This is a genomic window from Ruminococcus sp. zg-924 (genome assembly GCF_024433635.1).
GTDB lineage: Bacteria > Bacillota > Clostridia > Oscillospirales > Acutalibacteraceae > UBA7067.
Window position 1 is genome coordinate 1 of the sequence record NZ_WNJZ01000025.1, and the last position, 17,391, is coordinate 17,391.

At 44.7% G+C, this 17,391-nt stretch carries 18 protein-coding genes and 2 riboswitches; of the genes, 12 read left to right on the forward strand and 6 right to left on the reverse strand.

The window, feature by feature from the left end; all coding sequences use genetic code 11:
- Window positions 1–193 precede the first annotated feature (193 nt).
- The 3 genes from recG to GMA13_RS10180 all read left to right on the forward strand — a co-directional run bounded on the left by recG (window position 194) and on the right by GMA13_RS10180 (window position 2,986).
- Window positions 194–2,236, forward strand: coding sequence for an ATP-dependent DNA helicase RecG (gene recG / locus GMA13_RS10170; protein ID WP_255883916.1), 2,043 nt, complete (start codon window positions 194–196; stop codon window positions 2,234–2,236).
- Window positions 2,237–2,404: 168 nt separating this feature from the next.
- A complete protein-coding gene (locus tag GMA13_RS10175; RefSeq protein ID WP_255883914.1) occupies window positions 2,405–2,671 on the forward strand; it encodes a type II toxin-antitoxin system prevent-host-death family antitoxin in 267 nt (88 codons plus the stop codon).
- 3 nt (window positions 2,672–2,674) lie between these two features.
- Complete coding sequence (locus GMA13_RS10180) at window positions 2,675–2,986, forward strand: type II toxin-antitoxin system RelE/ParE family toxin (protein ID WP_255883913.1); 312 nt, start codon at window positions 2,675–2,677, stop codon at window positions 2,984–2,986.
- A gap of 184 nt (window positions 2,987–3,170) precedes the next feature.
- Here GMA13_RS10180 and metK read toward each other — a convergent pair whose 3' ends face one another.
- Entirely contained in the window at window positions 3,171–4,364 is a 1,194-nt protein-coding gene (gene metK / locus GMA13_RS10185) for a methionine adenosyltransferase (protein ID WP_255883912.1), read from the reverse strand.
- A gap of 57 nt (window positions 4,365–4,421) precedes the next feature.
- A riboswitch (SAM riboswitch) is annotated at window positions 4,422–4,517 on the reverse strand.
- Between the two features lie 60 nt (window positions 4,518–4,577).
- Window positions 4,578–5,282, reverse strand: coding sequence for an ECF transporter S component (locus GMA13_RS10190; protein WP_255883911.1), 705 nt, complete (start codon window positions 5,280–5,282; stop codon window positions 4,578–4,580).
- Between the two features lie 80 nt (window positions 5,283–5,362).
- Window positions 5,363–5,487: riboswitch (FMN riboswitch) on the reverse strand.
- Between the two features lie 160 nt (window positions 5,488–5,647).
- Here GMA13_RS10190 and GMA13_RS10195 point away from each other — a divergent pair.
- The 5 genes from GMA13_RS10195 (at window position 5,648) to GMA13_RS10215 (ending at window position 9,907) form a co-directional block, all read left to right on the forward strand.
- Window positions 5,648–6,118, forward strand: coding sequence for a superoxide dismutase family protein (locus tag GMA13_RS10195; RefSeq protein ID WP_255883909.1), 471 nt, complete (start codon window positions 5,648–5,650; stop codon window positions 6,116–6,118).
- Between the two features lie 87 nt (window positions 6,119–6,205).
- Window positions 6,206–7,093: a hypothetical protein gene (locus GMA13_RS10200; RefSeq protein WP_255883908.1), complete on the forward strand. Its 888-nt coding sequence runs from the start codon at window positions 6,206–6,208 to the stop codon at window positions 7,091–7,093.
- A 17-nt stretch (window positions 7,094–7,110) separates the two neighbouring features.
- A complete protein-coding gene (gene greA / locus GMA13_RS10205; RefSeq protein ID WP_255883907.1) occupies window positions 7,111–7,587 on the forward strand; it encodes a transcription elongation factor GreA in 477 nt (158 codons plus the stop codon).
- Between the two features lie 57 nt (window positions 7,588–7,644).
- Window positions 7,645–9,144, forward strand: coding sequence for a lysine--tRNA ligase (lysS, locus tag GMA13_RS10210; protein ID WP_370687088.1), 1,500 nt, complete (start codon window positions 7,645–7,647; stop codon window positions 9,142–9,144).
- 520 nt (window positions 9,145–9,664) lie between these two features.
- Window positions 9,665–9,907 (forward strand): hypothetical protein, encoded by a 243-nt coding sequence (locus GMA13_RS10215; protein WP_255883906.1) that lies wholly within the window; start codon window positions 9,665–9,667, stop codon window positions 9,905–9,907.
- A 115-nt stretch (window positions 9,908–10,022) separates the two neighbouring features.
- Here the strand turns inward: GMA13_RS10215 and GMA13_RS10220 are convergent, their stop codons facing one another.
- The 4 genes from GMA13_RS10220 to GMA13_RS10235 all read right to left on the reverse strand — a co-directional run bounded on the left by GMA13_RS10220 (window position 10,023) and on the right by GMA13_RS10235 (window position 13,080).
- On the reverse strand, window positions 10,023–11,084 hold the full coding sequence (locus GMA13_RS10220; RefSeq protein WP_255883904.1) for a hypothetical protein: 1,062 nt from the start codon (window positions 11,082–11,084) through the stop codon (window positions 10,023–10,025).
- 66 nt (window positions 11,085–11,150) lie between these two features.
- Window positions 11,151–11,873, reverse strand: a complete 723-nt coding sequence (locus GMA13_RS10225; protein WP_255883903.1) for an acyl-ACP thioesterase domain-containing protein — start codon at window positions 11,871–11,873, stop codon at window positions 11,151–11,153.
- Window positions 11,874–11,899: 26 nt separating this feature from the next.
- Window positions 11,900–12,559 (reverse strand): 4Fe-4S binding protein, encoded by a 660-nt coding sequence (locus GMA13_RS10230; protein ID WP_370687089.1) that lies wholly within the window; start codon window positions 12,557–12,559, stop codon window positions 11,900–11,902.
- A gap of 104 nt (window positions 12,560–12,663) precedes the next feature.
- Entirely contained in the window at window positions 12,664–13,080 is a 417-nt protein-coding gene (locus GMA13_RS10235; protein WP_255883902.1) for an Rrf2 family transcriptional regulator, read from the reverse strand.
- A gap of 152 nt (window positions 13,081–13,232) precedes the next feature.
- Here GMA13_RS10235 and GMA13_RS10240 point away from each other — a divergent pair, with 152 nt between their 5' ends.
- From GMA13_RS10240 to argS, 4 genes are all read left to right on the forward strand, one after another.
- A complete protein-coding gene (locus GMA13_RS10240) occupies window positions 13,233–13,601 on the forward strand; it encodes a hypothetical protein (protein ID WP_255883901.1) in 369 nt (122 codons plus the stop codon).
- Between the two features lie 535 nt (window positions 13,602–14,136).
- Complete coding sequence (gene murI / locus GMA13_RS10245; RefSeq protein ID WP_255883899.1) at window positions 14,137–14,949, forward strand: glutamate racemase; 813 nt, start codon at window positions 14,137–14,139, stop codon at window positions 14,947–14,949.
- Between the two features lie 10 nt (window positions 14,950–14,959).
- Window positions 14,960–15,403, forward strand: a complete 444-nt coding sequence (locus GMA13_RS10250) for a DUF1934 domain-containing protein (RefSeq protein WP_255883897.1) — start codon at window positions 14,960–14,962, stop codon at window positions 15,401–15,403.
- Window positions 15,404–15,443: 40 nt separating this feature from the next.
- The gene (gene argS / locus GMA13_RS10255) at window positions 15,444–17,135 is read left to right on the forward strand and encodes an arginine--tRNA ligase (protein ID WP_255883985.1); all 1,692 of its coding nucleotides are present in this window, start codon (window positions 15,444–15,446) and stop codon (window positions 17,133–17,135) included.
- Window positions 17,136–17,391 lie beyond the last annotated feature (256 nt).

Here is a 17,391-nt window from a genome sequence, read left to right on the forward strand (position 1 = left end):
GGGGCGGCGAAAGAGGCAAAGGCAATAGGCTTGAACTAAAGTGAAAGCCAGCGTCTTTAGGCGCTGGCCGGTAGCTTGGGCTTATAGCCCTTGTGCAAACCACCCGTTAGACGGGTGGTTTTGATTGGTTTTAAATGAAAACAATAACTTATCTTTTGCCTTACAGTTGAAATTGAGATGGAGCGGAGAAAATATGTCCTCTTTATTTGAAAAGAAAATAGAAACGCTTTACGGCGTCGGTGCAAAGCGAGCCGAGCTTTTTCACCGTCTTGGAATCGAAACGGTGGGCGAGCTTGTGCGCTTTTATCCACGCTCATACGAGGACTACACAAGCCCCGTTGACATTGCCGAGGTTACCGTCGGCGAAAGCTGCTGCATAAAAGCAACCCTTGAAAGTCCCGTTGTCACACAGAGAATATCAAAGGGCAGACTTTTAAGCCGAGGCAGAGTTTTTGACGAAACAGGCTTTATGACGGTGACGTTTTTCAACAACCGTTATGTCGGCGATATGCTGAAATCGGGCAGAGAGTACACCTTTTACGGCAAGGTGACACGCTCTAAGGGCAATCTTGAAATGCTCTCGCCAATGTTTTCGGACACTCAGACAGGCAATAAAATCCGGCCGATTTACCACACAACCGCAGGACTTACAACAGGCAATATTGAAAACGCTGTAAAGCAGGCAATACGGCTTTTGCCTAATGAGGTTAAGGAGCCGATACCGCAGTTTATTCTAAATAAATACAGCTTAGAGCCGCTTGACTTTGCAATAAGGAAAATTCATTTTCCGGACAGCACAGAGCAGCTGAAAAGAGCAAGAAAACGCCTTGTGTTTGAGGAGCTTTTTATTCTCTCGCTTGGACTAAGGCGTTTAAAAACAAGCAAGCGTGAGGAAACGTCGATTGATATAAAAACCGATTACAGCGCAGAGTTTTTTTCACTTTTGCCGTTTGAGCCGACCTCGGCACAGCTAAGGGCAAGCCGTGAGTGCATAGATGATATGATAAATTCAAAAACGCCGATGAACAGGCTTTTGCAGGGCGATGTTGGCTCCGGCAAAACGGCTGTTGCGGCGGCTGTGTGCTACACCGTTATCAAAAACGGCTGGCAGGCGGCTTTTATGGCGCCCACCGAAATTTTAGCTCAGCAACACTTTTCCTCGCTTACAAAACTCCTTGAGGGAACAGGTGTGCGCACCGAGCTGTTAATCGGCTCGGTTACGGCGGCGGGTAAGCGCAAAATTCGTGAACGGCTGAAAAACGGCGAGATTGATTTGCTTATCGGTACAAACGCAATAATCTCTGACGGGGTTGAGTTTAAGGCGCTCGGCATTGCGGTTACGGACGAACAGCACCGCTTTGGAGTTCGCCAAAGGGCAAGGCTCACCTCAATGGGCAACAAGCCGCACACGCTTGTTATGTCGGCAACGCCAATACCGAGAACGCTTGGACTGATAATCTACGGCGACCTCGATATTTCTTTGCTCGACGAGCTTCCGCCTGGCAGGCAGAAAATTTCAACCTTCCTTATAAACTCAAAAAAGAGAGCCGGTATGTATGGCTTTATAAAGGATTATCTTGATAAGGGCTTGCAGGCGTACATAGTTTGTCCAAGCGTTGAGGAAAACGAGCTGAACATAGCAAGCGCAACCGAATATTATGAAAAAATAAGCGCAGGCGAGTTTAAGAATTACTCTGTCGGACTGCTTCACGGCAAGATGAAACCAAAGGAAAAGGACGCCGTTATGCACAGCTTTTTAGCAGGTGATATTCAGCTACTTGTGTCTACAACTGTTATTGAGGTTGGTGTTGATGTGCCAAATTCTGTTATAATGGCGATAGAAAACGCCGAGAGATTCGGATTTTCTCAGCTTCACCAGCTAAGGGGAAGAGTCGGCAGAGGAAGCGAAAAATCGTACTGCTTTCTTCTGAGTGACGCACAGGGTGAGGACACCTTGCAAAGGCTTAAAACTATGTGCCGCACGAACAACGGCTTTGAGATTGCCGATATGGACTTGAAGCTAAGAGGACCCGGCGACTTTTTCGGCGCAAGACAGCACGGCTTGCCCGAAATGCACATAGCCGATTTGGCAGATATGGATTCCCTCAAGGCGGCTCAGCAGGCGGCTGATGATGTAGAAAGAAAATTCCCCGACTTGCAATCGGATGAATGTCGTGGACTGCGTGCAGAGATAAAACGGCTGTTCTCCCGTGTTGGAGCAGAGGGAATGAACTGAGCCGCATATTGCCGCTGTGGGGCAATGAATGATGAATAATTGTGGTTGTCGCCGCTGTGCGGCTTTTTGATTAAAATTTTGAATTCACCCTTGAAAAGATTGTATCAAATGGGTATAATATAGTTAGAATAATACTATGATGCTATGATGCTCAAAGGAGGTATTGCTATGATTATTCGTCCGTCTGCTGCAATTCGCCAAAGTTACAACGAGATTGCTGATATGTGCCGAAAGACTGAAGAACCAATTTTTCTCACCAAAAACGGTGAGGGTGATTTGGTTGTTATGGATATTGAAACCTACAACAGAAGAGAAAAAATGCTTAAGCTCAGAGAGGAGCTTTTAGCCGTAGAAGAGGAAAGAATGTCGGGAAGAACAGGCGCAACCCTTGATGAGCTTGATAACTACCTCGATGATGTGATAGAAGAGGTATAATATATGTCAGAAAGCTGTAATTACAAAGTTATTATATCTGACACAGCCAAGCAAATGCTCGGCATACACATTCGCTTTCTTGCGCAGGTCAATAAATCTGCGGCGGTAACAAAAAAGCAGAAGATTATGGCTGCTCTTCGTTCGCTTTCTAAAATGCCGCAAAGATTTCCTTTTTTTGATGAGATGTGCGTCCCAAAAAATAAATACCATAAAATGTTCATTGAGAATTGGTATCTTGTGCTTTACCAAATTCAAGACGATACGGTGTATGTGGACTACATTCTTGACTGCCGCAAGGATTATAGTTGGCTTTAATGTTTTTGCAAGGGCTGTGGTTAGAGAGAAAAAGATTCCGTTTGAAATTGCGGTGATTGACACTAATGTTCTTGTGTCATCGTTGCTGTCAAGCAACTCATAAGATAAAAAGACTGATGTGCACCTTCTTTGAAAGTGCGTATCAGCCTTTATTTTTTGCTGTTTTATTAAACTAAATTAAAGCTTACTTTTCAACAGCCTCAACAGCAGCTAAAAGCTCTGCTGTCTTGTCTGTTTTTTCCCACGCAACATAAAGCTCTTCTCTGCCCATATGACCGTAAGCGGCAAGAGGACGGTACTTGGTGTTTTTGAGGTCGAGCGTTTCAATAATTGCCGCCGGACGTAAATCAAACACCTTTGAAACGGCATTTGCAAGCTGTTCGTTTGTGTATTTGCTTGTGCCGAACGAGTCAACCATAATTGAAACAGGCTTTGCAACGCCGATTGCATACGCAAGCTGAACTTCACAGCGGCTTGCAAGTCCTGCGGCTACAATGTTCTTTGCGGCGTAGCGTGCGGCATATGCGGCGCTGCGGTCAACCTTTGTGGGGTCCTTGCCGGAGAAACAGCCGCCGCCGTGTCTGCCAAAGCCGCCGTATGTGTCAACAATTATCTTTCTGCCTGTAAGTCCGCTGTCGCCAACAGGGCCGCCGATTACGAACCTGCCTGTGGGGTTAATGAAAATTTTTGTGTTCTCGTCAAAAAGCTCTGTCGGGATAATCGGCTTGATAACGTATTTCAAAATGTCATCTCTAAGCTTGTCTATATTAACTTCAGCGTTGTGTTGTGTTGAAACAACAACAGCGTCAATCCTCTTGATTTCGTCGCCGTCATACTCAACAGTAACCTGAGTTTTTCCGTCCGGACGCAGATAGGGCAGCGTGCTGTCCTTTCTTACCTTTGTAAGCTGTTTTGCAAGCTTGTGGCTGAGTGAAATGCTCAGCGGCATAAGCTCGGGCGTTTCGTTGCAGGCATAGCCAAACATCATTCCCTGATCTCCTGCTCCTGTAAGGTTGTATACGTCCTGTGCGCCGCTTTTATGCTCATAGCTCTGATTTACGCCAAGCGCAATGTCAGCGGACTGATTGTCAATAGATGTAAGCACAGCGCAGGTGTTTCCGTCAAAGCCACAACCCTCGTTGTTGTAGCCTATGTCGCATATAACCTGACGTGCAATTGCCGGTATGTCAACGTAACAATCTGTTGTAATCTCGCCCATAACGTGAACCATACCTGTTGTTGCAGTTGTTTCACAGGCAATGTGTGCGTTTTTATCCTGCTCTAAAATAGCGTCAACTACTGCGTCCGAAATTTGGTCGCACACCTTGTCCGGATGACCCTCAGTAACTGATTCCGATGTAAAAAAGTGTTTTGTCATAATCCTTATTCTCCCTTCAAAAATAATCGCCGCTTTCATATCCGAAAGCGGCGTATAATCTCATCTTTCGGTAAAACCGCAGGATTTGGCACCTTGCAAATGCAGGTTGCCGGACGTCATAGGGCCTGTTCCCTCAGTCGCTCTTGATAAGTTGAGTATTCAGTTTTGTACCAACATTATATCATTGATTTTATAATTGTCAATACTTAATTTTTAAAATACGCCGTTAAACGCAAGAATTACAAGCACGCAGGTGATAATTACCATGCCGGCGATTATTACCGAGCCAATAACGGCTGACTTGTTCCTTTTGCCACAGCCTTCCTCCCTAGGAATAAGATTAGCCTTTCTAAGTGCCGTTACAATAAATTTATACAGCAAAAGCGTAACGCTTCCGTTAAGAGCCGCCTTGATTATGTTAAACGGAATAATTGCAGGAACAAGAAGAGATACAACAGCGTCCCTCGGAACGCCCATAAAAATCGGCGTAATAAGATAATTCCAAAGCACCATAACAAAGGTCATAAGAACACTACCAACGGAAATTCCGATTATTGCCCTTGAAAGAGTGCGTTTTCTTTTGTATATAAACGCCGCAGGGCAAACAAAGCAAACAGTTGGCAGAATGTTCATTATACAGCCGATAATGCCTGTGTGACTTATTGTCAGCATTTCAATTACACAAACGGCAAAAGCCATTAGCAAGCCGGACAGCGGGCCAAACATAAATGCGCCAATTAAAATAACAGCGCTTTTGAATTCCAAGTCGAGGAACGGAACACTTGGAATTATCGGAATTCTGAACAGAAAAACAGAAATATACGATATTGCTGTTATAAGCCCAAGAATTGCCAGCTTTTTCGTTTTGTAGGAAGAGTCGGTGGACAGCGGTGAACGGTTTTCTTTGTTTTTTGTCATAAAAAAGCTCCTTTTGTCTGCCGTCGAAACAAAAAAAGCTCCGCAGAAATAAACTGCAGAGCGACAACGCCACAAAAAGCGTGCATCTTCTTTCATCCGGACTATACCGTCGGTTTTGGAATCTCACCAAATCAGCTTGCGCTCACGGACTTACACAAAAGTGATTACCGCCGGTGGGGAGTTACACCCCGCCCCGAAGACAGCGTATTAAATTTGACCTTTCAGTCATATATATTATAGCAGGATAAAAGGGTTTGTCAAGAAATTCTTAGTGCCGCCGTGCGGCAATGCGATTTAATAATGCGTAATTCAAGTTTTATCCGAAATTTACTAATCTGATATTTTATATGCTTGAGGGTGATTTTTTGTACTACAATGTTTACCAAAGACCGTTTGCAAGGGCGAATTTACAGGGCAACAGCGAAAATACCGAAATCAAGGGCAGGGTAACGTTTTATGACGGAGGCGACGGTGTGATTGTCAACGTAAAGGTAAACGGCTTGCCCTATACCCAGTCTGAGTGCAACGGCACGTTTATGGCGTTTCACCTGCACGAGGGCAAACAGTGCAGCGGCAATAAAGAGGACGAATTTGCAAACGCTGGTATGCACTATAACCCCGAAAACTGCATACATATCTCCCACGCAGGCGACTTTCCGCCAATTATCAACTGTGCAGGCTACGCCTACTGCGAGTTTTTTACAAATCGATTCAAGGTTCAAGACATAATCGGCAGGGCGGTGGTTATTCACGAAAATTATGACGATTTCACAACCCAGCCGTCAGGCGCAGCAGGTAAGAAGATAGCCTGTGGGATAGTTAAACGTATGGAGTAATGCGGGCAAAGCTTGCTGTCAGCTTGCCGCAGGAAAATTTCATTGCAATGGTGCACAGTGCAGCATTGCACCACAGGGGGAATAATTATGATAACCGTGCTTGATGTTTTGCAAAACAGGGCAAGCGGTGTTTTTGCGCTTGCAGGAGCATTGAAAAAGGGCGAGGTGAATATAAATATTAAAACAGTCGGCACAGCAACGGTGAAATACATAAGCTGTGACCGAGCCAGCGGCAGAATTGATTGGGCAAAAATTGCCGAATGTGCAGGACCGACAAGGGGATATGTGCTGTGCCGTAGAGGCTTGCCGGTGCCGAAAAAGCTTGGCTTTAAGCGGTTTTACTCACAAAGCCTTTTCCGCCTTATGGCAATAAACGGCGCAATCACCGTGCTTTCGCTTTTGAAAACCGAGTGCCGCAAAATTTCGCTGTGCTTTTGCGACTTAAGCGGTGAATACTCACGCTATGCTCCGCTTTTTTTGCCGCTTTGCGGCACAATGACAATCCTCACCAAAAGCTGCCGCTACAACGCATTTCCTGATTACGCTATGGGCGAATACGGTGCGTGCGTCAGCCTTTGCACAAATGTGCGTGAGTTGCCAAGCGTCAGCGTGATTGTTGCACCAAGGTTTACTCCGCTTGAAGCTTACAAAGGGCGAAGCTGCACTATGTTTAGCTGCGGCGAAAGCTGCAACCCAAGGATAAAATCGGTAAGCGCATATTCGTGGGGTCTGCCGCCGAAATACCGTGCGCTTAAGCCGAATTTTCTTAGCAGCGAATACTTTTCGCAGGCTCTTTATTCAATTGAAAAATGCGCAGACGCCGCCAAAATTTCTCCACATTCTTTTTATGTCGGCACTCAAAAGCTTTCAGCCGCCGCAGTTGCCTCAAACATTCTGTCGCCGGCTTTTTGTGCTCTTGACACAGCGCCGCCAAAAGCTTATAATTATTCTTATAATTGCAAAAAATTAAGCTGAAAAGGATGGTTGCAAAAATGCAGAATAAAAAAGAAATTTTACTTACACTTGAAGGTAAAGCAAAGCTTGAAAAAGAGCTTGAATTACTCAAAACAGTCAAGCGTAAAGAGGTTACTGAAAAAATCAAGGTTGCGCTGTCCTTTGGCGACCTTTCCGAGAACAGCGAATATGATGACGCTAAAAACGAGCAGGCTATTGTTGAGGCTAAAATTCAGTCGCTTGAAGCACAGCTTCACAATTCAAGAATTATTGACGACAGCGAAATTGACACCCAGTCGGTTAGTATGGGCGTTTGCGTAAAGCTAAGAGTAGGCGGCACAACCGAGGTTTCCTACAACATTGTGCCTACAAGAGAGGCAAATCCGCTTGAAGGCAAAATTTCGGACGAATCGCCTGTTGGCGCTGCGCTGATTGGCAAAAAGCTTGGCGAGAGCGTAAGCGTTGAAACACCTGGCGGTGTTGTTGAATACACTATTCTTGACATCACAAGATAATAATGTTTGGTTCAGACAGACGAAGAAAAAAGGACAATAAATTGGAGGAATGGCAAAATGGCAGAGGATAAGACTGCTCAGAACAACGCCCGCCAAAACACAGGCGACCTTTTGCAGGTTCGCCGTGATAAGCTTGCGGCGCTTCAGGAAATGGGCAAGAACCCGTTTGCTATAACAACGAGTGACAGAAATATAAAAAATTCAGAGATTACACAGCGTTTTGACGAGCTTGAGAATCAGGACGTATGCATTGCAGGCCGTGTTATGTCAAAAAGAGGAAAGGGCAAGGTGTCTTTCCTTGATGTTCACGACATCACAGGTAAGATGCAGGTTTTTGCAAAATATGACGATTTGGGCGAGGAGGACTACAACCTTCTTAAAAAGTGGGATATAGGCGATATTGTTGAAATCAAGGGCTTTGTATTCAAGACTAAGGTTGGCGAGATAAGCGTTCACGCAAAGTCGGCAAGGCTTCTTTCAAAGTCGCTTAAGCCGCTTCCGGAGAAGTTTCACGGACTTAAGGACACAGATTTGCGTTACCGTCAGCGCTATGTTGACCTGATTATGAACCCTGAGGTTAAGGACACATTTATCAAGCGTTCAAAAATTATCAGCGCAATCCGCAAGTATCTTGACGGACAGGGCTTTATTGAGGTTGAAACTCCTATGCTCGTTGCTAACGCAGGCGGTGCGGCGGCTCGTCCGTTTGAAACACACTTCAATGCGCTTAACGAGGACTTAAAGCTGCGCATTTCGCTTGAGCTTTACCTAAAAAGACTTATTGTAGGCGGTCTTGAAAGAGTTTATGAGATTGGCAGGGTGTTCAGAAACGAGGGTGTTGACACACGCCACAACCCTGAATTTACTCTTATGGAGCTTTATCAGGCTTACACTGACTACAACGGTATGATGGATTTGACAGAGAAGTTATACCGCCACGTTGCGCAGGAGGTTCTTAATACAACAAAGATTACATACAACGGCATTGAGATGGACCTTGGCAAGCCGTTTGAGAGAATAACAATGGTTGACGCCGTTAAGAAGTATTCGGGCGTTGACTTTAACGAGATTACAACGGACGAGCAGGCTAAGGCTCTGGCTAAGGAAAAGGGAATTGAGTTTGAGGACAGGCACAAGAAGGGCGATATACTCAATTTGTTCTTTGAAGCCTACGCCGAGGAGCATATGATTCAGCCGACCTTTGTAATGGACCACCCGATTGAGATTTCTCCGCTTACAAAGAAAAAGCCGGACAACCAGGGATATGTTGAACGCTTTGAATTCTTTATGAACGGCTGGGAGATGGCGAACGCCTATTCCGAGCTTAACGACCCTATCGACCAAAGGGAGCGTTTCAAGGCTCAGGAGGAGCTTTTATCGCAGGGTGACGAAGAGGCAAACACAACTGACGAGGACTTCCTCAATGCGCTTGAAATCGGTATGCCGCCGACAGGAGGCATTGGCTTTGGCATTGACAGAATGGTAATGCTCCTAACTGATTCTTCAGCTATCAGAGATGTGTTGTTGTTCCCGACGATGAAACCCCTCGCAGACTAAAAACCCACAAAAATCAGGTTTTGACAGCGTTTGCGGCGTTTTGTTAATCCAAAAAAATGCTCAAAAATGCGGTTTACGACAAATTTACGACAAATGAAATCGTGACCATCTTTTGAGCCTTACGACAAATGTGTGTCGTAAACATAGAACAACTATAATAAGGCTTTAACCTATTTGGGTTGAAGCCTTATTTTTTTCGCCAATTTTAGATGATACAGTAATCGTTTCGAGCCGTCTGTTTCTCGTTTGAGAAGCGGGCGGCTTTTTTGTTTTCTGCACCTAAAAAAATTCTTTCAAACTATTTTTCAAAAACACCCGATAATTTGCACCCTCCCAGTGGGAACAAGTGAGGAGGTTAATTCCTAACTCCGATTGGGATGACTTCTTCTCGCAGATTGAAAACTGAATAATCAGGCATATAGGACGTTATTTCTGATGATAGCCACCGTAGTGGGTACGCCAAGACTTTTACATTGGAACGAGCGAGAATCCCCGCTACAAGTATCAGGTTGCACCTGATATGGCGATGACAGTCAGAATGATAATGATAGAAGAAGATGTCGGCGGTGTAACCGCCCACTTGTGCAAGCAAAGAGGGATTCAGTATGTCCGCCTGAATCCCCATCAGGATCGTGAAACGGTATGTGCTGAAATCAGAAAGGGATTCGGCAAGGCTCATATCTTCATTACATCGGATGGCAGCATGGACATTTGCCAAATTTATGACACCTTCTTTGAATGGAGGAAAAGAGTGCAGGATTGACATGTACCAGCACGAGCAGTATATAAACCAAGGGGCTGAAAGCTTATGCAGCTTTCAGCCCCATCATTATCATAGAAGATCCGTATTTACAGACTGTGTTTACTCACTCGATTCATTATTCGGGCAACTGAATAACGGCAACCTCTATTGCATCCTTATATCCGGGTTCTGCCGCAACAAGTCCGGGAATAAGGTTTACATTAGGTGCGGCGCTTGTGAGGAATACATCGCAATACTCCGGTAAAAAGCCCTCAACATTGGCAACTATCTTATTTTCGCCCTCAATCTCGACTTTGAAGTCAAGTCCTATTTCAGGCAAAATGTTTCTTGAAGCCTTGTGTACAAAGTGAAAGCCCACAATCTCTTCGCCGTTCTTTTTAACGACCATATTTAAGCGGTGTGCGCCGATAGTACCTTTTTTAACCACGCCGAACATCGGATTTTTGGTGTCATAGTCTCTGTCTGACATAATGCTTTCGTAGTTTTGCTCATATTCGTCATATTCAAGACCGAGCTTGTCTGCGATAACCTTTACAGACCCGCCGTAATCGCACAAGAATCTTGTGTGGAAGGCGTCTACCATAGCCTTGTCTATCTCATCGGGCTTCTTGCCGAAAGCCAATAGCGCAGCCCAAGGAGCGGTGTTAAGCTCGTCAGGCTCGCCTCCATAAACCTTAACAGATTTAGTGTTGCGTGAACCCATCGCTAAAATAATCGGAAGATATGGCGTGTAAAGTCCGGGGAAGATGCCCTGCTGAACATAGGTCACACCGTTTGCCTTTGCCGTCTTGTCAATCTTATCATAGATTTCGGGAGCCTGTACTTTTGAATAATAGATGCAGGCGGAGGTTATTACATTGTGCTTGTGACTTAGGATTTCGCAGATTTCATCGCAGTTTTTGCCCATATGCGGCTGCTCAAAGCCTGCGCCGTCATACATCTGCGGTGCGTAGTAAAGCACGACATCCGCATCAGCGTTTAACACAGCCTCTCGGTTATCGGTTACAATAACACCAACCTTTTCAATCCCGATAGCTTCGCCTGCGTCTTTGCCGACCTTTTTCGGGTCTACATCATAAACCGCAACAAGGTCGAGAGATTTTTTGGTTTGGGTGTGTATGAGTGCAGAGCGCCCGACATTACCCAACCCCCAAATGATTACTTTGTACTTTTTCATTCTGTATCACCTCAAAAATTTATTTTTTCGCCGGGTAACATGACTGACTCGGCAGAAGAATCCTTCTTATTCGCTGCGGACAACTTCGCACTTTATGACATATTTGTCGTCTTTTTTTATAGCGAAAATGTCTCTGCCCTTGTCGAAGCCTTTGAAAATGGTTAAAATATCGTTCTCAAAGGTTTGGTTTATGTAAATAATATCCATTTCCTTAATAGGTCTTGCTTTCAGCTCATTAACGGAGTAGGTATTCAGCACAAATTTAATATATTCCTTGTTGTTCGTATGCCCAGCGTAATCTATGCTTGTATATCGAACCTTTAGCTGCTCTGTCTCGTGCAGATTATCCGTATCAAATTTTGAAAAACGCAAGTCCGTTTGTGAAGACTCACTTTGAATACAGTCATTTACACCAACGGTTGAGACTTTTCTGATTTTGCCGGATTGCAGATCCAGTGCGCAAAGCTCCACTCTCAGGTATCCGCAAAGCTCGCTTGTTCCGTTTCTGACCTCGACATCTATATGGATTGTTACAGGTGTTATCTTGGAAATAAATCCTATGGAAGTGTACTGCTCATTCCATTTTATGTTTTTATATATTCTCAGCTTGCTTTTGGAAAAAACCCAAATAGCATTGTATTTTTCTTTTGCTGTGACACCGTCGATTTTAAGCTCTCCCATAAGCTCGGTAAGAGTTTCCTCGGCAATTTGAAAGAATCCGACCGGTGACAAATGAACAAAAGCGTCTGTCATATCCGATTTCACTTTTTCATTTTTGGTAAGTATCAATGCTACAACTCTCTTTTCCGGTCTAATTATAAAAACAACTCGCTTTCTTTACTTGTTGAGCAAGCCTTTTTTATCGCCATAGCTGCAATGGATACCATAGTGCCATTGACTTTTCTGGCATTATGGGGACAATTCTTCATACAGCGCATACAGGAAATGCACTTCTTTGCATTGGCGGAAAAATTGTCGGGGTCAATAGCCGACACCGGGCAGCTTTTTGCACAGGCACCGCACTTTACGCAATCCTTAGAAGGCTTGGGAACAAGCCCTGCTCCGCCGGGTTTCTTATACGGACGATTCCCCGGAATTGAAACTGCGCAGTCTTTTTTCCCTGCAATCTGCTTTGCAAATTGTGCCAACTGTTTTTCGTCTGACGAATCCGGTCTGCCGGAAGCGTATTTTGAAATGATTGAGTGCTGTGCAACAGCGGCAATAGCTGCAACAACCTGAAAGCCACATTTTTTTGCGGCATCCTCCATTTCAACAAGAGTATCCTCGTAGGCACGGTTGCCATACACAGCGACAAGCGTACATCTTGCTCCATTTCCCGCAATTCTCCCGAGGCGTTCTATTGCTATGGCAGGAGCCCGGCCTCCGAAAGAAGGCATAGCAATTACCGCCATATCTTCTTTGGTAAAAGAGATATCCGAAAAATCGCTGTTGGGATTGCTAAGGTCAATTGTCATCGGATTTTCATCCAATTAGCTACTTATGATACGGGCAATTTTTGCTGTACCGCCGGTCGGGCTGAAGATAATTTCTATTGTGTGCATGGGGTGTTCCTCCTAAATCATAATCTTTTTCGTATGTTGTCAATGCAATCTGCAAGTGTTATTTCGGAAAGTGAGCGTGCAAAGCATTCCTCTATATCGGCAAACATATCTGTAAGCACCGGTTTAATATATCTGCCAACAATACATTGGTCGCTCGAGTTCTGATGTATATCCAAAAGGTGAATTTCCGGTTCATCTGCTACGGCTTTATAAATTGTTAGCAGTGAGAGCTTTTCAGGCTCGACGCAAAGGGAACAGCCGCTGATTCCCTTGTGACTGTCAATAATTTCTGCCTTTTTCAAAAGTGCAGATATTTTACGGATATAGCTCGGATTTGTGCCAACGCTTCCCGCCATCTGCTCGGAATTGATAGGAGTCTGGGATTCTGAAATAAGAATAAGCATGTGTACCGCCACAGAAAATTTTGTATCCATCCATTTCCTCCCTCTCGTTGTATTTGTATTAGATGCAAATACATTATATACTATCCGGTCTCGTTTGTCAAGCCCCGCAGATCTCAATGAATGGAACGATCAGAAAAACACGGATATACAGGTCACTCTGATTTTCCAATATTTCGTGAGGTATGCGTGGTGGAGATGCGCCTTCGGGCTTTCTCGACGGGGCAGAATCTCCAAACAATTTTTCCTATGGAGAGAAAGAAGCCTCTGACATCTTGAAAAAAGTGCGAATCTATGATACAATAACAATGCAATGGGTGAGAGCTGTATTCTCTGTCTTACCCCCGGGCTTCAATAAAATGAAGCCTTTTATGGATAGCTTACGCCGCATACGCCAATTTTTACGCCTGAAGCCTTACACGGGGATAGGCAGACCAACGCTGGCAGAAGGTACTGAAAAAGCGGCTTTCACGGGTAGGGGCAAGCATACGGAGGAATATGCAGATAGCACTTATTCCGAGCAAGTCCCCACAATGAAGAGTATTGATAAGTAAAATGGCTTAAATTAGCGGTATTACAGGGTTTTCAAAGACCCCAAAAATAGAGAGAGAGTACATCTTTACATCAAACTTACATCAAATGGTGCGGAGCTTTGTGCAGAGGTGTAAAAAACGCATAATTTTTAAGATTTAGATCTTGAGAGGATAACACTTCTCAAGGTCTTTTTTGTTTTGTACGATGTATCAGGTCGCAAACTACAAGATTCCCTTGATTTCCAATACAATATAATTGCAAAGGAGGTGGGGGGTTATTATGAGCAGACGCCTGATATGAGCAACACTTTTGCCGCCCTTGACACAACGCCGACGAAAGCTTATAATTAAGTGTAATGCTTATCAAAGGTTGAAAGAGAATTACATAAATGAATGTTTGTGAGTGTTTACTGCGAACACGCTCAAAGTGTAACAGACACCAAATCTTACATTGAGATGAGCCGACAGATAAATGTACCACTGCCGCAAAGCGGCGACAACCACAATTATTCACTATTTTTTTTAATTATTAAAATACGCAAGGGGATGAACGGCTATGTCGAAAGAGCCTATCGGGGTTTTTGATTCCGGTCTTGGCGGCTTGACGGCGGTTAAGGAGCTTTTAAGCGTACTGCCGCATGAGGATATTGTCTATTTCGGTGACACCGGCAGAGTGCCGTATGGCAACCGAAGCAAAAGCACCATTAAAAAATATGCCCATCAGGACGCAGCCTTTTTGCTTTCCAAGGGCGTGAAGTTTATTATAGCCGCCTGCGGCACAGTAAGCTCTGTTGCCGGCGACCTTGGCGGTAAAATTCCCGTTCCGTTCACAGGCGTTTTAAAGCCGACTGCTGCTGCGGCTCTTAATAAAACAAGAAACGGCAAAATAGGCGTTATCGGCACAAGCGCAACAATCAGCAGTAATTCCTATAAGCACGAGCTTGAACGATTGAACCCGAATGTGCAGGTCTATCAGCAGGACTGTCCTCTTTTTGTGCCGCTTGTTGAAAATGGATTTATATCAGAGGATGACCCGCTGGTTGTTATGGTTGTTGAAAGATACCTTGAAAGCCTTAAGAGCATTGGCGTAGATACCGTAATCCTTGGCTGTACTCATTATCCGATTCTGAAAAAGGTAATATCTAAGGTTATGGGCGAGGGTGTTTCGCTTGTCGATTCGGGCAGGGAAACGGCTCTTTACACAGCACAGCTTCTTAAGGAAAGAGGACTGCTCAGTGGCAGTGCAAAGTCGGGCAACACAAGCTTTTATGTCAGTGATACGCCCGACGGCTTTTCGCACCTTGCCGGAATGTTCCTTGACAGAAACATTGACGATACCGTACAGCAGATTGATATAGAACAGTATTAAGGACAATAAAATGGAAGAGTTAATAAGAGATTATCTGATAAAAATTACAGGCAAGCAGTTTGTCGACGGCGAGTCGGATACGGTTGTGGTTGAAACAACGGGTCACTACGAGGAGAAGGACTCGGTTAAATACGTTTACTATAAGGAGTATATCGAGGAGGACGACGGCGACGCAGAGCGTGATACAACCGTTGAAATCAAGAGCAATAACCTTGTTTCAATAATTCGCTCAGGCGGCTTGGAAAGCCGACTTATGCTGGAGCTTGACTCGGAGCATCAGTGCTTATATCAGACCCCGTTCGGAAACCTGATGATAACTGTGTTCACATCTGTTATTGACTTCGATTTAAGTGAGGACGGCGGCTATATTCACGTTGTTTATTCGCTGAATTTCAGCGGTAAATTCGGCAGTCAGAACGAAATTACAATCGAGATTGAACGCCTTAATAAATAATTTTGAATAACACTGAAAAACAAGTAAAGGAATGATTATAATGTCACAGACGGCGAACATTGCATCGTCACAGCTTATGGACGAGATTAAATGTGCAATTGACCTTGCAGTTAAAAAGGGCGAGCTGCCGCAGTATGAGCAGCTTCCGAAATTTATTATTGAAACTCCGGCGGACAGAAGCCACGGCGACCTTGCAACAAACGCCGCTATGGCTTGTGCAAAAACCTTCAGAATGCCGCCGTTTAAAATTGCAAACGCAATCAAAGAGAATATTGATCTCGGCAAAACATATGCCGAAAGCTGTGAGGTTGCTGGACCCGGCTTTCTGAACTTTGTGCTTGCACCAAGCTACTATGCCGCTGTTCTTAATGAGATTGAGGAAAAGGGCGACAGCTACGGTAAAAGCGACTACGGCAACGGCAAGAGAATACTGCTTGAGTTTGTGTCGGCAAACCCGACAGGACCTATGCATATCGGCAACGCAAGAGGCGGAGCTTTGGGCGACTGCCTTGCGTCTGTTTTGCAGGCGGCAGGTTATGAGGTTTCAAGAGAGTTTTATGTAAATGACGCAGGCAACCAGATTGAAAAGTTCAAGACCTCGCTTGAGGTTAGATATTTACAGCTTTTTGATTCGAGCGTTGAAATGCCTGAGGACGCATACCTTGGTGAAGACATTACAAACCACGCAAAGAATTTTGCCGAAATCAACGGCGATAAATATGTAAATGCTCCGAGCGAGCAGAGAAAGCAGGCTCTTTGCGACTTTGCTCTGCCGCAGAATATTCAGAAGCTTAAGGACGATTTGCTCAAATACCGCATTGAATACGATAACTGGTTTCTTGAAAGCTCACTTCACCAAAGCGGTGCGGTTGCGGACATTATAGAGAAGCTAAAGCAAAGCGGCCATACCTATGAGCAGGAGGGCGCTTTGTGGTTTAGAACAACCGATTTCGGCGAGGACAAGGACAGAGTGCTTGTTCGTGCAAACGGAATCCCAACCTACCTTGTGCCGGATATTGCCTATCACTACAACAAGCTTGTGACAAGAGGTTATGACACTGCTATTGACGTTCTCGGCGCTGACCATCATGGCTATATTCCAAGAATGAAGGCTTCTATGCAGGCTCTGGGCGTTGACTCAAACCGACTTGATATGATAATTATGCAGATGGTTCGCCTTGTAAAGAACGGCGAAACCTACAAGCTTTCAAAGCGCAGCGGCAAGGCGATTACGCTTGAAACCCTGCTTGATGAGGTTCCCGTTGACGCAGCACGCTTTATGTTCAATATGCGTGAGGCTAACACTCAAATGGACTTTGACCTTGATTTGGCTGTCCAGCAAGACAGCCAGAACCCTGTTTATTACGTTCAGTATGCACACGCAAGAATCTGCTCTATCGTAAAAGCTCTTAAGGAGGACGGAATAGCTCCGAGAAAATGCACCAAGCAGGAGCTTGAGCTGCTTGTTGCACCGGAGGAAAAGGAGCTTATCCACCACCTTGCGTCCTATACAAACGAGATAATCATGGCGGCTAAGGAGTATGACCCAACAAAAATTACACGCTTTGTTCTTCAGCTTGCTTCACTGTTCCATAAGTTCTACAATGCGTGCAGAATCAAGGGCAGTGAGGACGGTCTTTTGCAGGCAAGGCTTGCTCTGTGTTTGAGCGTTAAGAGCGTTATCAAGAATGTGCTTGATATGCTTAAAATCACAGCACCTGAAACAATGTGACGCAAACACAGAATAAACATTATTCTAAGCGGACAAATGAATTTTGACACAACAAAAGCCACTTGTGACACAGGTCCGTAAAAAACGGACAATAGAAAAAATACCCCCTATGGTAGAATGAAAGAAACTACTGAACTGCCCCAAGTTATGCAGACAGTACAAAAAAGCCTACTTGATGTAGTTAAAATTAAAATTTAAGCAACAAACTGATTTCGTTTTTCTAGCGGAGTCAGTTTTGTTTTTGTTTGAATACGAT